At 64.6% G+C, this 14,283-nt stretch carries 11 protein-coding genes; 6 read left to right on the top strand and 5 right to left on the bottom strand.

Translation table 11 applies throughout. The annotated features are described in order from the left end of the window. Nucleotides 1-26: 26 nt before the first annotated feature. The 5 genes from U0O11_RS11700 to U0O11_RS11680 all read right to left on the bottom strand — a co-directional run bounded on the left by U0O11_RS11700 (nt 27) and on the right by U0O11_RS11680 (nt 5,211). Nucleotides 27-356, bottom strand: a complete 330-nt coding sequence (locus U0O11_RS11700; RefSeq protein WP_054556269.1) for a YkgJ family cysteine cluster protein — start codon at nt 354-356, stop codon at nt 27-29. A 79-nt stretch (nt 357-435) separates the two neighbouring features. After that, entirely contained in the window at nt 436-2,931 is a 2,496-nt protein-coding gene (locus tag U0O11_RS11695; RefSeq protein WP_324690185.1) for a YjbH domain-containing protein, read from the bottom strand. 113 nt (nt 2,932-3,044) lie between these two features. Beyond that, on the bottom strand, nt 3,045-3,989 hold the full coding sequence (locus U0O11_RS11690) for a hypothetical protein (RefSeq protein ID WP_324690183.1): 945 nt from the start codon (nt 3,987-3,989) through the stop codon (nt 3,045-3,047). Beyond that, a complete protein-coding gene (locus U0O11_RS11685) occupies nt 3,983-4,771 on the bottom strand; it encodes a YjbF family lipoprotein (RefSeq protein ID WP_324690182.1) in 789 nt (262 codons plus the stop codon). Before U0O11_RS11685 ends, U0O11_RS11690 begins: the two co-directional genes overlap by 7 nt. Next, on the bottom strand, nt 4,771-5,211 hold the full coding sequence (locus tag U0O11_RS11680; protein ID WP_324690181.1) for a hypothetical protein: 441 nt from the start codon (nt 5,209-5,211) through the stop codon (nt 4,771-4,773). The genes U0O11_RS11685 and U0O11_RS11680 overlap by 1 nt, the downstream gene beginning before the upstream one ends. Before the next feature lie 788 nt (nt 5,212-5,999). Between U0O11_RS11680 and U0O11_RS11675 the strand changes: the two genes are divergently transcribed. The 6 genes from U0O11_RS11675 (at nt 6,000) to U0O11_RS11650 (ending at nt 14,243) form a co-directional block, all read left to right on the top strand. Further along, the gene (locus U0O11_RS11675; RefSeq protein ID WP_324690179.1) at nt 6,000-6,176 is read left to right on the top strand and encodes a hypothetical protein; all 177 of its coding nucleotides are present in this window, start codon (nt 6,000-6,002) and stop codon (nt 6,174-6,176) included. 478 nt (nt 6,177-6,654) lie between these two features. After that, on the top strand, nt 6,655-7,854 hold the full coding sequence (locus U0O11_RS11670) for a polysaccharide export protein (RefSeq protein WP_324690177.1): 1,200 nt from the start codon (nt 6,655-6,657) through the stop codon (nt 7,852-7,854). A 73-nt stretch (nt 7,855-7,927) separates the two neighbouring features. After that, a complete protein-coding gene (locus U0O11_RS11665; RefSeq protein ID WP_324690175.1) occupies nt 7,928-10,291 on the top strand; it encodes a GNVR domain-containing protein in 2,364 nt (787 codons plus the stop codon). Between the two features lie 198 nt (nt 10,292-10,489). Next, nucleotides 10,490-11,785, top strand: coding sequence for a sugar transferase (locus U0O11_RS11660; protein ID WP_052384635.1), 1,296 nt, complete (start codon nt 10,490-10,492; stop codon nt 11,783-11,785). 2 nt (nt 11,786-11,787) lie between these two features. Further along, entirely contained in the window at nt 11,788-12,855 is a 1,068-nt protein-coding gene (locus U0O11_RS11655) for an EpsG family protein (RefSeq protein WP_131432419.1), read from the top strand. Continuing rightward, nucleotides 12,852-14,243, top strand: coding sequence for a hypothetical protein (locus U0O11_RS11650; RefSeq protein ID WP_324690172.1), 1,392 nt, complete (start codon nt 12,852-12,854; stop codon nt 14,241-14,243). The genes U0O11_RS11655 and U0O11_RS11650 overlap by 4 nt, the downstream gene beginning before the upstream one ends. The last annotated feature ends 40 nt before the right edge of the window (nt 14,244-14,283 follow it).

The following is a 14,283-nucleotide window of genomic DNA, read 5'->3' as shown; positions in this document are numbered from 1 at the left end:
AACCAGGACGAGCGCTGGCAGGCGGCCTACTGATCCAGGCCGTTTTCCAGACGCTCGTCTTCGCATTCGGGGCTGCCCATCTCGTAATCGCGGCACAGCTGCGGGCGCCGATCGTAGATGGTGCACATCAGCGTCTCGCGGTCGACGGCGGCACACCAGCCATCGTCGAGGCGGCGCATGACTTCGCCGCCCCATTCATCCTCGTCGATCAGGTAGTCCGGCACGCCGGTATCGGTGAGCAGGATGACCTCAAGCCGGCAGCAGCAGGCCTGGCAGTTGCTGCAGGCGATCTCGTGATTGGCAGGTGTCGCAGCGCCGGCAGTGGCCGGCGAGACGTCGGTAATCGGAATATTCATCGGGTCAGGGTCAGCCACAGTGAGTCAGGCGCCAACATCGGCACGCTTCAGCCGGCAGTGAAACACACTCACGCACGGATTACTTGTAGACCTTGTCGATGCCTTCCCAGTAAGTCTCGGGATCACGATCGCGCGTCATGTCATACAGCTGATAGCGGCGGTTGAGGCGTGCGCCACCATCGCGGGTCAGCGGTGCCCAGGCAAAGCCGGTGCTGCCCTTGCTCGATGTCGTGAAGAAGGCATCCAGCGGGATGCTGACGTAGAGGCCCTTGTCGAAGCTACCCTCGCCGTAGTCATCGCCGGCATCGGTCAGGGTCGCCCAGGCGCCGACGCTGACCCCGTTGGAGAAGCTGCGCGACAGGTCCAGCGTCGCACCGACATCGCCGGCCAGATAGCGCCCCACCGAGCCCTTGACCAGCACATCGTGCCAGCCGGACTGCCAGTAGGCGGTGGCGTGACCGGTGGTGACCGAGTAGTCACGCAGACCGAATTGCTGGTCGAACTCGCGCTGGCGGACGCGGTTAATGTCCAGCCCCAGTGCCAGCGAGCTGTTCATCGGGCGATAGAGCAGCTCGGCACCGACCCCGGCATACATCATCTCGAGAATGCCGCCGTAGGCCTGGGCGTACCAGTCGCGCCCGAACTGGTGGGTGCGGTTGTACTGCAGGCTGGTGATGCCCAGGTCGGTTTCCTTGATGTATTCCCCGACGTAGGTACGCACGCGCGGCAGCTCGGAATCGGCGATGTACTCGTAGCTGTCGAAGTTGTCGGCGAGCTGATAGGTCGCCACGCCGGTGAACCAGCCATTGCGGTCGGTGCGCCACAGGGCGTCCAGCTGCAGGTTGAGCTGATAGAGGTAGCCATCGGGGCCGCCGAAGTTCTGCTTGAGGCTCGGCGAGAAGCCCCAGCTGAAGCCGAACGGCTCGCGTGCCAGCTTGACGCCATCCCCTGTCGCCTGGCGTGCCGCGTCATCGACGCTATCGGGCGAGGTGGCACGGGGCGAGGCGGCATGGGCGGTGATGGAGTGCTCGTATTCGGCGCCGAAGCGACGATCATTGGCGGCGGCCACGAAGGGCTGGCGCGGATGCTCATCTTCGCGCAGCGCCAGACCATTGCTGCTCAGGCGATAGCGGAAGGTGGTGATCTCGGCGGGCAGGCGGTTGTGCAGCACGCGGTTGGCACGGCCTTCGGCCTGCAGGTCATCACGGAAGCGCGTCGCCTCGGCCTCGACGATCAGGGTGTCGCCCTCGACCCGCAGCTGTGACACCTCAAGGCCGCTCTGGGCGCGCAGGGTATCGGCCAGCGCATCCCAGTCGATGTCGGCAAGACGCGGGAGATCTTTTGCCTCTGGGCCATCAGTCGCGCCCGGCTCGAGCGGGGAGTCAGCGGGTGCGCCGCCGAACGAGTCGAGTGTCAGCAGAGTGCCTTTCGCATCAGCTGATGGCTCTTCATACGCTGATGGCTCTTTATGGGCTGACGGCTCTTTATGGGCTGAGGGCACTGCCGCCACGCCTGCCGGTTGGGTAGCGCTGGCGGCGCTGGCGGTGGAGGCGGAGGGCGCCGTGCCCGAGGAGGCGTTCGCATTGAGCGAGCGCACGCGGAAGGCCTCGGGTGTCTGGTCGTTGCGATATCGGCTGTGGGTGCTGGGGGCGACCGCTTCCGGCGTGCCGTCGTCCTTGGCCTGAGCGAGCCCGGCCAGATTGGTCGACAGTGACAGCCCCAGCATGGCGGTGTTGCCTCGCTCCCAGCCGCCATGCAGCGACAGGTTGTCATTGACCTTGACGGTCGCGCCCAGATTAACCGGCGAGTCCTGCTCGATCTCCACCGTCAGTGGCTCGTCGGAGTAGTCGTTGCCTTCGTATTCCAGCATCAGGGTCAGCGGGTCCCAGGGCGTCTGGTATTCGATGCCGCCGAAGACGGCCGGGCTGCCGCTGAACATGCTGCCGAGCTGGAAGTCGCCGCCGTCATCACTGGTCGAGTCGCTGCGCGTCTCGAGGCTGCTTCTCACCACTGCCAGCGGATTGCTGAAGTCGCCACGTGTGCCCAGATAGCCCCAGCCGAGGCCCAGGCTGAAGTCGAGGTCGCCGTAGCGCTTGCTGGCGACCAGATACTCGGAACTGAACAGGCCCGTACCGCCGAGATCTCGCAGGCCCACCGCGACTTCGGGCTGATAGCGGCCTTCCTGCAGGAGGCGGAACTTGGTGTCGAAGGATTTATCCAGGTAGTCGCGGTCCGGGGCGGCCGCGCCATAGCTGACGGTTTCCACCGAGACGTAGCGAAAGCCCAGCTCCATCCAGTCGAAGGGCGCCGCATTGACGCTGAAGCGCTTGTAGGGCTGGGTGCGGCTGTAGGTGAAGCTCAATTCGCCCTGGGGCGCAAAACGCGCCGTGGGCGTCTGCATCAGGCCCACGCCACCGAAGTCGCTCTGGGATTCGCCGGTCGCCGCGTGGGCGATCTGCGCGCCCAGCAATCCGCCCGCCATGCCGAGTGCCAGCCAGCCATTGCGTGCCAGGGCAGGGCGCTGCTCGGGGCTTGAGTGCGTAACGTGATTGGCAGGGCGAAAAGGACTCGACATGGGCGTCTCGCATGCACGCAAGCCAGCGGCTCACGTACGTGAATAAGGGATTGGGTTCGCGGTCAGGCGCAGTGTGCTGCGCCGGGGCATCCTCGACGGCTAGCGCGGGGGTGTCATGAGGTCGGTAGCTCCGCGGCGTCCAGCTGCCAGCTCTGGCAGGCATGGCCCGGCAGGCGGCTGGCAAGCCAGGCCGGTAGCGCCTCGTTCACCCACTGCTGCGCGGTGTCGATGCCCGGCGTGCTGATCACCACGCTGGCGCCGGGGGCAACGGGCAGGTCGGCGTCGCCGCTGGTCAGACGATTCCAGCTCGCCACCGGGCGGGTCAGCACCTGGCCCTGCGGCGTCACCAGACTGACCTCGACGGCTGGCCCGATACCGCCGGCAGCGGCGCGCTCGTCGATCAGCGCGTCCAGACTGAGATTCGGCGTCCACTTGCGCTCGTGAACGCCGGTGGCGTCCAGAATCACCACGCTGCGCGGCGCCTGGCAGGCCCCGACCACCATGCCCGGGGCGATGCGGATCGCCTGCGGGCCATCGCGCATGTCGCGGCGCGGGTCGAGTTGACCGGGCAGGCGTGCCACCACGGCGTCAGTGTCCGGCGCGCGGCCCTGCTCGACATAGGCCTGCCAGGCCTGCAATGCCTCGGCGTAACGCGCCTGAGGGCTTTCGTCCTTCGCGCCGACGGCGTAGCGCGCCGCGATCAGTTCGAGCTCGGCGCTGACGCGGTTGGCCCGCGCTGCCATCTGCTGGCGAATCAGCGGCGTGCTGACGAAGCTGTAGCGCCAATCCAGCGCTTTGGATGGCGCCAGGTCATCCCATTGCGCCTGCAGCACCTGACTGGCCAGCGGCGTGCTCGCGGCGCTGAACGGCAGCGGGGTGTCATCGGCGCTCGCCAGGGGCGCGGCCAGCAGTGCGCTCAGCCCGAGTGGCAGCAGGAGGGCGGCGCTGTTCAGGCGGGCCAGCGATGGCAGGCGGGCCAGTGATGACAGGCGGGCCAGTGATGACAGACGGGCCAGTGATGACAGACGGGCCAGCGATGAGAAGACGGGGATCACCATGCCTTGGCGACCTCCCAACCGAACCGCGGGCCATCGGGCCAGGCCGTCATGTCGGCCGCCCAGACGCGATTCTCGTCGCGCCACAGGTCATTGCGCGTGGTGCTGCCGTCGTCCCAGCTCAGAATCTCGCGGCAGTGCTGCAGCGGCAGTTCTGCCAGCGGCAGCGAATAGGGGGCGGCGGTCTCGCATTCGAGTCGCGCCGTGGCCTCGTGTACCTGCATCACGGCGACGTCGTCCTGGCGCTGGCTGCCGGTGGAGGCGGCATCCTGACGCTCCAGCCGACGCGGGTAGGGGGACAGCGCACTGACACTGACCTGATAGGTCGTGCCACTGGCCATCAACCAGGCCGGACGCGCCAGAGCGCGCCCGGTAGTACTTTGCTCACGCCTGTCTGCCACATCACGCGCAAAGCCTGAAGTGGCGGACAGGACGCCATCGCGCAATTCGAGGATGCCGCGGTCGCGACTCTCGAAACGCGCGATGCGCCCATTGCCTTCCAGCGTCGCCAGAACCACCAGCGCGGTGCTGTTGGCATGCTTCAGCTTGAGAGAGGCATAGGGCAGCTCGCTGGCACGTGTGGCGTCAAACTCGTCCTTGCCCATCACGTCACCGAGCGAACTCGAGACGATCTGGGCACAGCCGGAAAGCGACACCAGACACGCGAGGGTGCCGAATGCCGCCAGCGACCTGCTGCGCAGAGCACGGGAGACCACCGAGGTAGCCGCCGTGCCCCGCGCAGGGCTTGAGAACGTGAAGCGTTGCGTCATACGTGCCGTCTTCATCAGCGAGTCCCGGTTGAACCAGTGGTGCCGGTTGTCCCGGTGGTACCGGTGGTGCCAGTGCCGCCGCCGACGGTGCCGGTGGCCGCACCTGCAGCGACGCTGCCGCTGCTGGCGCTCGGCGTCACGCTGCCGGTGGCATTCTGGCTGGCAGTGCCGGTGCCGGCTGCGCTACCTGTCGGCACAGTGCCGGTAGTGCCAGTGGTCCCAGTGGTGCCGGTCGGCCCGGTCGTGCCGGTAGTTCCGGTAGTCCCAGTGGTGCCGGTCGTACCAGTGGTGCCGGTAGTGCCAGTAGTCCCAGTAGTCCCAGTCGTACCAGTGCTGCCGGTAGTCCCAGTCGTGCCGGTCGCACCCTGAGGCGCTTCTTCTTCCGCGATGGCATTGCCAGCGAGAAGCAGGGCACCTGTCAGGCCGATGATGGCTCCGAGATGTGTCTTGCGCATGGATAACTCTCCTTGATGAGCATTGTCGGCGGTCAGCCGACCAGGGAGGGATGTCAGACCACGACGTGATGACTCAAGGGCTGAGGCATCGGCGTCGAGGCTGCCAGCAGATGCTGGCGATCATCCAACCTGCTGCTGAAGATATCGATAGAGGAGAAGAGCGCCGTCCCTGACACCATCCCTGGCATCCTCCGTGGCGCGACCTCGTCCTGAGGTGTTCCTGTCATGACCGTATTCCCTGGTCATGCGCTTGCCGAAATTCATCGTTGCGCCTTGCTGTCTGCGCCTGACAGTCCTGTCAGGTGTCAGCCGCTGAGCGGTTGATGCAGGAAGTCCTTCTCCGCACAGACACAAAGCCGATGAGTCGTGGCAAAGCGAGGCTCATGTTAACGAGAATATGTGAACTGTCTAGCGTGAAGCCTTGCGTATTATTCGCGTTGATCGCTTGAGGATTATTTATGTAAAAAAGAGTAATTGGGGTGTGGATGATTGGCGACGTGACTGTCGATGTTCCACCGGGCGCTACGCCAGACGGGGTCCGCGTGGCGACTGGAATCCTGCGCTTGAGTGTGTCGCATTGCCGACGAAATGGGGCTTGGGGTGTCTGCCATCGGCAACGCGTCTTTCGTGGAAGTGGCGACATCGAGCGTACTTGCGGCGCTACAAACCAATGTTTTTATTGGATTTTTGTAACAGAGCGCTGATTGGCGGGAGGCGTGTATCAGGTAAAATGCACGGCAGACAGGGTTTGGTCACCTTGGCTAAAACGCCACGAAAGGCGTGATCCAATGCACGGCGATGCCACGGCATTGGCATTACTGATTCATCGGCAGATCCTCTGGCAGCTCCATGAGTCGTGGGCTGTGGTCGAAAGAGGTGTGCCGCATTTCGGTAAAAAAACTACAGAAAGTTTGCTCTGTAATGGCGCTGAAGATATTGCCCAAATGACAGCAAAAGTGGCATGAAGGCTGCCATGCAGAGAGTGGTGTCAGAGCCGCAAGTGGAAAGCACATTGAATGCACCTGCCGTCTGAGCATCGTCGGTTGCGGTTCAGGGTCGTGTTTCGTACATCTTGAGCGATGCGCCTACATTCTGACTGGGGATGACGGCGGGATATGACAAGCCATGTGCATGATTCATATGGCGGAAATATCGCTGTAAGCGTTGCGGATCACACTGGCGCAGCGTGAATGAAGTCGCAGCAGCCAGTCGCAAAACGCCAGTCGCAAGACGCCGAGACCGCCAGGGTCCGGTACCTAAATGCACGAGGGCCCACCCTCGGCAGCCGCGTGACAGCCAGGCAAGGCCGGCGACACGCATGACGCAGCAGGAGCTGAAGACGTTATCGAATCCATCCCGGCGGCCATGTGCGGCGGGGGAAGGCGCGATGATCATGGCACTGGGGTGCCGGGTCATCGGGCCTGTCGACTCAACGGACTTCAGATGAAAAATGCACTGATAGCACGACTTCTGGGCGCCAGCTTGAGCATCGGCGCCCTCACCGGGCTCGCCGGGTGCGTCTTCGCCCCCGGTGGCAACATCGACTACGACACCAGCGCTGCGCCGGTGGACGACATCGTCGATGTGGAACCGATCACCTTTGGCCTGATCAAGGCCCAGGCGCGCGCAGACGCCGAATCACGCCAGTCCAGTGGCGATGACAGGCAGCGTCGTGAGCTTGAAAAGGCGCTGGCCCAGGAGCTCAACAGCAGCACGCGCGCCAGCCTGGCACCGGACTATCAGTACCGTGTCGGCCCCGGCGACATCCTGACCATCATCGTCTATGACCATCCCGAGCTGACCTTGCCGACGGGTTCCGAGCGCAGTGCGCAGGAAGCCGGCAACGTCGTGCACGCCGATGGCACGCTGTTCTATCCCTATGTCGGTCGCGTCAAGGTCAGTGGCATGACGCTGGACCAGATTCGCCGTGATCTCGGCGAGAAGCTGCAGCCCTATCTCAACGCGCCGCAGATCGACGTCAAGGTCGCCGCCTTCCGCAGCCAGAAGGTGCGGATCACCGGCGAGGTGCAGTCTCCCGGCGTGCAACCGATCAGCGATGTGCCGCTGAGCCTGCTGGACGCCATCGCGGCGGCGGGTGGTCTGTCCGAAGACGCCGATTGGCACAACGTGGTGCTCAAGCGCAATGGCGAAGAGACCACCATCTCCCTCTATGAGCTGCTGGCCGAGCGCAATGGCGCCGACGATGAGGCAGGCAATGACCGCCTGCTCAAGGATGGCGACACCCTCTACGTGCCGGATGTCGGTACCCAGAAGGTGTTCGTGATGGGCGAGGTGGACAAGTCCATCAGCCTGCCGCTGGGCAGAAGCCCGATCTCGCTGACCGATGCCATCGCGCGTGCCGGCGGCATCAAGGAAAACTCCGCCGATGCGTCGGGCATCTTCGTCATCCGTCGTGATCGTGAAGACCCCGAGAAGCTGGCCACCGTCTATCAGCTGGATGCGCGCAATTCCACGGCGCTGATTCTGGGCGCGGACTTCGGCCTCAAGCCGCAGGACGTCGTCTATGTCACCGCCGCACCGGTCTCGCGCTGGAACCGTGTGATTACCCAGCTGCTGCCGACGGTGAGTTCCATCTACTACAGCACCGAAATCCAGGACAACCTCGATACCCTCGGCCAGTAAGGCGAGGGGTCGTCAAGGCGTCCCTGCCCGGCACCGCCGTGGCCGGGCAGGACACCAGGAGAGTGACCCAACGATGTCGAACCGCAATTCCCACACCACGCGTCAGGCCTCGGCCAGCGAGTCGTCAAGCGTGCCCGCGCGCACCAGTCTTGATCTCGGCCGCATGCTGGGCCAGCTGTATGACAGCCGTCTGACGCTGGCGCTGATCACCGGCACCTTCACCGTGCTGGCGGTGCTCTACGCGCTGCTGGCGACTCCGATCTACAAGGCCGATGCGCTGGTGCAGGTCGAGGAGGGCGGCGGCAACATGAACCCGCTGCGTGATGTCTCCAGCCTGCTGCGTGGCGAGGCACCGCCGTCCGAGTCCGAGATCCAGATCATCACCTCACGCCTGGTACTGGGCGAGACGGTCAAGAAGGAGCAGCTGGATCTGGTGGTCAAGCCGTATCAGTACCCGCTGATCGGCACCTTCCTGCGCACCCACGAATTCGCGCGTCCGAGCTGGCTTGCCGGTTCGAGCATGGTCTGGGCCGGCGAGTCGATCGACGTGGCCAGCCTCGAAGTGCCGGCGGCCTGGGACAATGTGCCGCTGACGCTGGTATCGCTGGGAGAGGGCGGTGAGTACGAATTGCAGTACGACGGCGATGCGCTGGGCACCGGTGTGGTCGGCGAAGCCTCACGCTTCGATGGCCCGCTGGGCGAGGTGACGCTCAAGGTCAGCGCACTGGACGCGGCCAGGGGCGCTGAATTCACGCTGATGCATCAGTCGACCCTGGAAGCGACGAATGCGCTGCGTTCACGCTTCGCGGTGGCCGAGATGGGCAAGGAAACCGGGGTGCTGGGCCTGGCGCTGGTCGGCGAAGACCCGCTGCGCACCCAGCAGACCCTGCAGCGCATCACCGATACCTACCAGCAGCAGAACATCGAGCGTCAGTCCGCCGAAGCCGAGAAGTCGCTCGAGTTTCTCAAGAAGCAGGTACCGACGGTGCGTGAGCGCCTCGAAGTGGCCGAGAACCGTCTCAATGCCTATCGCGGCAAGAGCGATAGCGTGAATCTGGATCTCGAGACCAAGTCGGTGCTCGAGCAGCTGGTCAATATCGACAATCAGATCAACGAGACCCAGCTGGAAGAAGCGGAGCTGTCCGGCAAGTTCAACCCCAGTCACCCCAACTACGTGGCGCTGCGCAAGAAGCGTGCGGACCTGCAGCGGACCCGCAAGGAGCTGGAGAAGCAGGTCGGTGACTTGCCGGACACCCAGCAGGAAATCCTGCGTCTGGAGCGTGAAGTCGAGGTCAATCAGCAGATCTACGTGCAGCTGCTCAACAAGACCCAGGAAATGAACATCGCCCAGGCCAGCACCATCGGCAATATCCGCATTCTGGACGAGGCCGTCGCACAGCCGCATCCGATCAGCCCGCGCAAGGCGATGATCGTGGTGATCGCGACCCTGCTGGGCGGCATGCTCGGAGTGGTCTTCGTGCTGCTGCGCTCCATGCTGCATCGCGGTATCGAGACGCCGTCGGAGCTGTCCGACCTGGGCCTCAATGTCCACGCGACCCTGCCGCTCTCCGAAGAGCAGGCACGCCTCAACCGTCGTCTGGCGCGTGGCTTCAAGCGCTTCACCGGTCGCGGTGTCGCCGCAGCGGCCAATGACAATGTCGCGCCGGGGCTGCTGGCGATCCGCAATCCGGCGGATCTCTCCATCGAGGGCCTGCGTGGTCTGCGCACCAGCCTGCACTTCGCGATGATGGAAGCCCCCGACAATCGCCTGATGATCTGTGGCCCGAGCCCGGGCATCGGCAAGAGCTTCGTGTCCGCCAACCTGGCCGCCGTCTGTGCCCAGGCCGGCAATCGGGTGCTGGTCATCGATGCCGACATGCGCCGTGGCCATGTCCACCAGAGCATGGCGGGTGTCCAGCACAGCGACGCCGCGCCGGGCCTGAGCGACTTCCTGCTCGGCAAGGCCGACCGCGACAGCATCGTGCGTGGCATCACCGATCCGAGTCTGGCGATGTCCGAGACCGCCGCTGCGGCGCTTGACGAAGGGGTGGCCGCCAATGGCGCGCCGAGCAACCTGTGCTATGTGGCACGCGGCACCTCGCCCTCCAATCCGTCGGAGCTGCTGCTGCAGTCACGCTTCAGCGACCTGCTGACGTGGGCCAGCGCCAACTTCGACATGGTCATCGTCGATACACCGCCGATCCTGGCTGTCACCGATGCCGCCATCGTCGGCAAGCAGTGCGGTGTCAGCGTGATGGTGACGCGCTTCATGCATAACTCGCCCAAGGAAATCGAAGCGGCGCTGGAGCGCTTCGCCTCCAGTGGCGTGCACGTCGATGGCGCGATTCTCAATGCCGTCGAGCGCAAGGCCACCACGACCTACAGCTACGGCTACAGCTATCACGATTATCAGTACCAGGGTGGCGCCAAGGGTTAGCGGCCACTTGCATTAGAGCCCGCGAACCCGATGTCTGAGACTGCGTGCCTCGTTGGCAGTGGGGATCGGCAGTCGAGGCGAGAGCCGAGGCAGTACGGGTGGAGCATCGGGTAGCACGCCGTCGAGCGACGGCACCAGCGGCTCCGAGCGTGATGAACGGAACCACAACACGAACGCAAGCCAAGGGGGTAACGGCATATGAATACCACGACGAACCATGCAAGCTCCGGGCTGGAAGGGCGTCAGCGCCACTCCCGAATGTACGAGCGACTGATGTTCAACTCGCTGTGTCAGGCCATCGTCGGTCTGATTCTGGCAGTGGGTGTCCCGCTGCTGCTGATCAATGGCCTGCGCCCGTGGGTCAGCGAGATGCGCATGCACAGTGTCATCGCCGCCAGCGGCGGCTTCCTGCTCGCATTGCAGGCGATTCGTCACATGTCGCGCTACCCCGGCGCCAAGGCCTTCGCCTACGTGCTGCCGGCCATCACCATCAGCTATCTGCTGGCGATGAGCGTGCTGATCGCGCTGGATCTGCGCTTCAGCCGCATCGTGCTCGGCAGCTCGTGGCTGGCGGCGATGCTGATCTGCTCCATCGGCTTCTGGGCCGAGCAGCGCACCCGCATCCGCAAGCTGGCCGTGGTGCCCTTCGGTGACTATCGCAGCCTGTTCACCACCCGTGGGGCACGCTGGAACCTGATGCGCGCGCCGGACCTCGGCGAAGAGCGCTACAACGGCGTGGTCGCCGATCTGGAAGCCGATATGCCGGCAGAATGGCAGCGTTTCCTGGCCAACTGCGTGCTGCATCGCATTCCGGTCTATGACGCCAGCGAAGTCCGCGAGTCGCTGACCGGCCGTGTCGAGCTCGATCAGGTGCGTGAGAACAGCTTCGGTCAGCTGGCCCCCAACAGTGAATATGAGCTGTTCAAGCGTCTGTTCGACATGCTGGCCGTGCTCGCCGTGGCACCGTTCGTGCTGCCGATCTGCCTGGTGACCGCCGTGCTGATCCGCCTCGATTCGCCGGGTGGCGTGTTCTTCGTCCAGGAGCGTGTCGGCCAGGGTGGTCGTCCGTATCGCATGTTCAAGTTCCGTAGCATGTGCCACGACAGCGAGAAGACCGGCGCCCAGTTCGCCCAGGCCAATGACATGCGCGTGACCCGTATCGGTCGCGTGATCCGCAAGACCCGCATCGATGAGCTGCCGCAGTTCATCAACGTGCTCAAGGGCGAGATGAGCCTGATCGGCCCGCGTCCAGAGCAGGTCAAGTTCGTGAATGAATTCGCCGAACAGATTCCGTTCTACAACTACCGTCACGTGGTGCGTCCGGGCATCACCGGCTGGGCACAGGTCACTCAGGGCTACGCCTCTGACGCCGACGAGACCCGCGAGAAGCTCGAGCACGACTTCTACTACATCAAGCGCTTCTCCGTGTGGCTCGATCTGCTGATCGTCGGCCGTACCATCAAGACCATGCTGACCGGCTTCGGGGCACGCTGAGCATGCTGACCGTCAGTGGCTATTACGTCGGCTTCATGGCCCTGCTGGTGGCAATCCTGCCGCTGGCCGCCAACGAGCGCACCCGCATGGTGGGTGCCTGGTTGGCCGGTGGGCTGTGTCTGGCGTTCATGGCATTGCGTTACGACGCAGGGTACGACTACTTCTCGTACCGCCAGATGGCCACCTGGCAGGTCGACCTGAGCTTTCTCGAGCCCGCACCTGCTGCCCTGGCGCGCATGGCGCGGGCCTGGGGCGAGCCACAGCTGTTCTTCATCATCACCGCCATCCTCTACGTGTCGTGCTTCGTCTCGGCACTGGTGATGAGCCGTCGCAATCTGGCCTGGTGCCTGCTGTTCTTCGTCTGCCTGCCGTTGATCTACCTGTCGGCCTTCGGGTTCGTGAAGCAGCACGTGGCGATTGCGCTGTTCATGCTGGCGATGGCGTGTTTGGAGCGCGGCATGCGGCTGCCCGCGCTGGTGCTGATGCTCGTCGGCACCAGCTTCCACTACACCCTGGCACTCTATCTGCCCCTGCTGGTGATCTATCCGCTGCTGCGCCGTGCCTACCCGTTCTGGCTCTACCTGGGGCTGCTGCCACTGTGTTTCGTGGCCGGGCCGCTGGCCAAGAGCATTCTCAGTGCGCTGGGCCTCTATGCGCATTATTTCGAGGATTTCTCCGGCGGTGGCGAGAAGCTCTACGTCATCTACCTGTTGATCTGCCTGGGCACCCTGGTGATGTGGAAGCATTTCCGCCTGTCACTGGACCCCTGGGCCTTCAACCTGATGTTCATCGGCGTGGCGCTCTACACCCTGTTCATCACCTACGGTGAGCATGTGGCACGTGCCAGCTATTATTTCCTGCCGTTCGCCATCTTCGTCATCTGTGACGTGATCGAGCATTTCCGCGACAAGCTGTTGCCCAGCCTGATCAGCGGCGTGCTGATGATGGCGCTGTTCTTCATGTCGCTGAAGGTGGCGGCCGGCAATCAGGACCACGATTTCTTGAACAACTACGAGTTCTATTTCCTCAGCGATGAAGCCCTGGTCGTCGGCAACGGAGGCCAGTCATGAGCGAAGCGCTGATCTTCTCGCTGTTCAATCTGATGGCGCGCGGCCTGTCCTCCGCAGCGGGCCTGCTGCTGGCGCGTGCCGTGGCGCCGGAGGCCTTCGGTGAATACGCGCTGGCCCTCAACTACGCGGTATTGCTGGGCGTACTGGCGCGCATGGGCGGCAACGAGGTGTTGCTGGTCACCCGCGACGGCGCCAGCGCGCCGGCACTGCGCCGCTGGATGGGCGTCGGCATCTCGCTGTATGTCTTGCTGGCGATCGGCTTCGCCGTCGGCATCGCGCCGCTGCTGGGCCTGTCGGCCTTCATCTTCGCCTTCTGTGCGCTGCGCGCCGCGGCGGAGCAGGTCGGCCTGCAGATGATCAACTCACGCCTGCAGCGCCAGGAGCGTTTGGGTCGCGTCAATCTGATGACGGTGCTGATCTCGCTGGCGGTGGCGATCGCGGTCGCCTGCGCCGCGGGGCCGGCGCTCTATCATCAGGGCGTCGAGCTTGTGACCGGCGCCGAGTTCAGCGCTGACCTGACCACCCCCGCCGGCATGTTCGGCCTGGCGCCGGTGCCGACCTTCGTGATGGTCAGCGCCATCGCGCTGGTCATCGTGATGGCGCTGGGCATGTGGCTGTCGCGTGATGCGCTAGCGGACGCCCGGGCCGAGGCCGACGCGGCGGCGGGCCATGAGGGCGCGGACCAAGAGGGCGCGGGCCAGCGTCGCCTGCCGAGCAAGGCCGATTTCGCGCGCGGTCGCGGCTTTCTCTACAACAACCTGATGTCGTTCGCCTACCTGCAGGCCTGGGTGATTCTGGCCGGGCTGGCGTTTGCGCCCGCCCAGGTGGCCAGTGTCTCGGTGGTGACCTCCATCGTGTTCGCGCTCTATGTCTTCCCCACCAGCCTGTATCGCTACTACCTGCCCAAGCTGACCCACGGCGATGCGCGCCTCAAGGAGTACCTGGTCATCGCCAGTGGCTTCGCGCTGCCGGTGGCGGGAGGGCTGGCGCTGATCGCGCCGTGGCTGGCGGAACACTTCCTGAGCGGCGCCTACCCGCGCCTGACCCTGACGCTGCGCGCCTTCGCGCTGGTCTATCTGGTGCACGCCTTCGTCACCTGCGCCTTCACGCGTCTGGCCGCGCTGCGCCTCAACGGCAAGCGCCTGCTGTGCCAGAGCACCGGCGCCACCCTGGTGGTCGGCGGCGGGCTTGCGATCGCGGCGCTCAATCACTCGCTGGGCAACGCGTCCGGCGACACCGGCAGCCTTCTGGGCGTCGATCTCTACAGCCTCTTCCTGTGTGTGCCGGTCGCCGCCGAAGTGGTGATGCTGGCGATGGCGATCCTCTTCCAGCCATCACTCTCCCGCGGCGGCAAGGCACACGAAGACAACGCTGCGGCGAGTGCCTGAGCCTGACCGGGCTTCACGAGCGCAGCAGGAATCGGAAGGT

The organism is Cobetia sp. D5, from assembly GCF_035666195.1.
Classification (GTDB): domain Bacteria; phylum Pseudomonadota; class Gammaproteobacteria; order Pseudomonadales; family Halomonadaceae; genus Cobetia; species Cobetia amphilecti.
The sequence above is the reverse complement of the archived record's forward strand: the minus strand, read 5'-3'. Positions and strand labels throughout refer to the sequence as shown.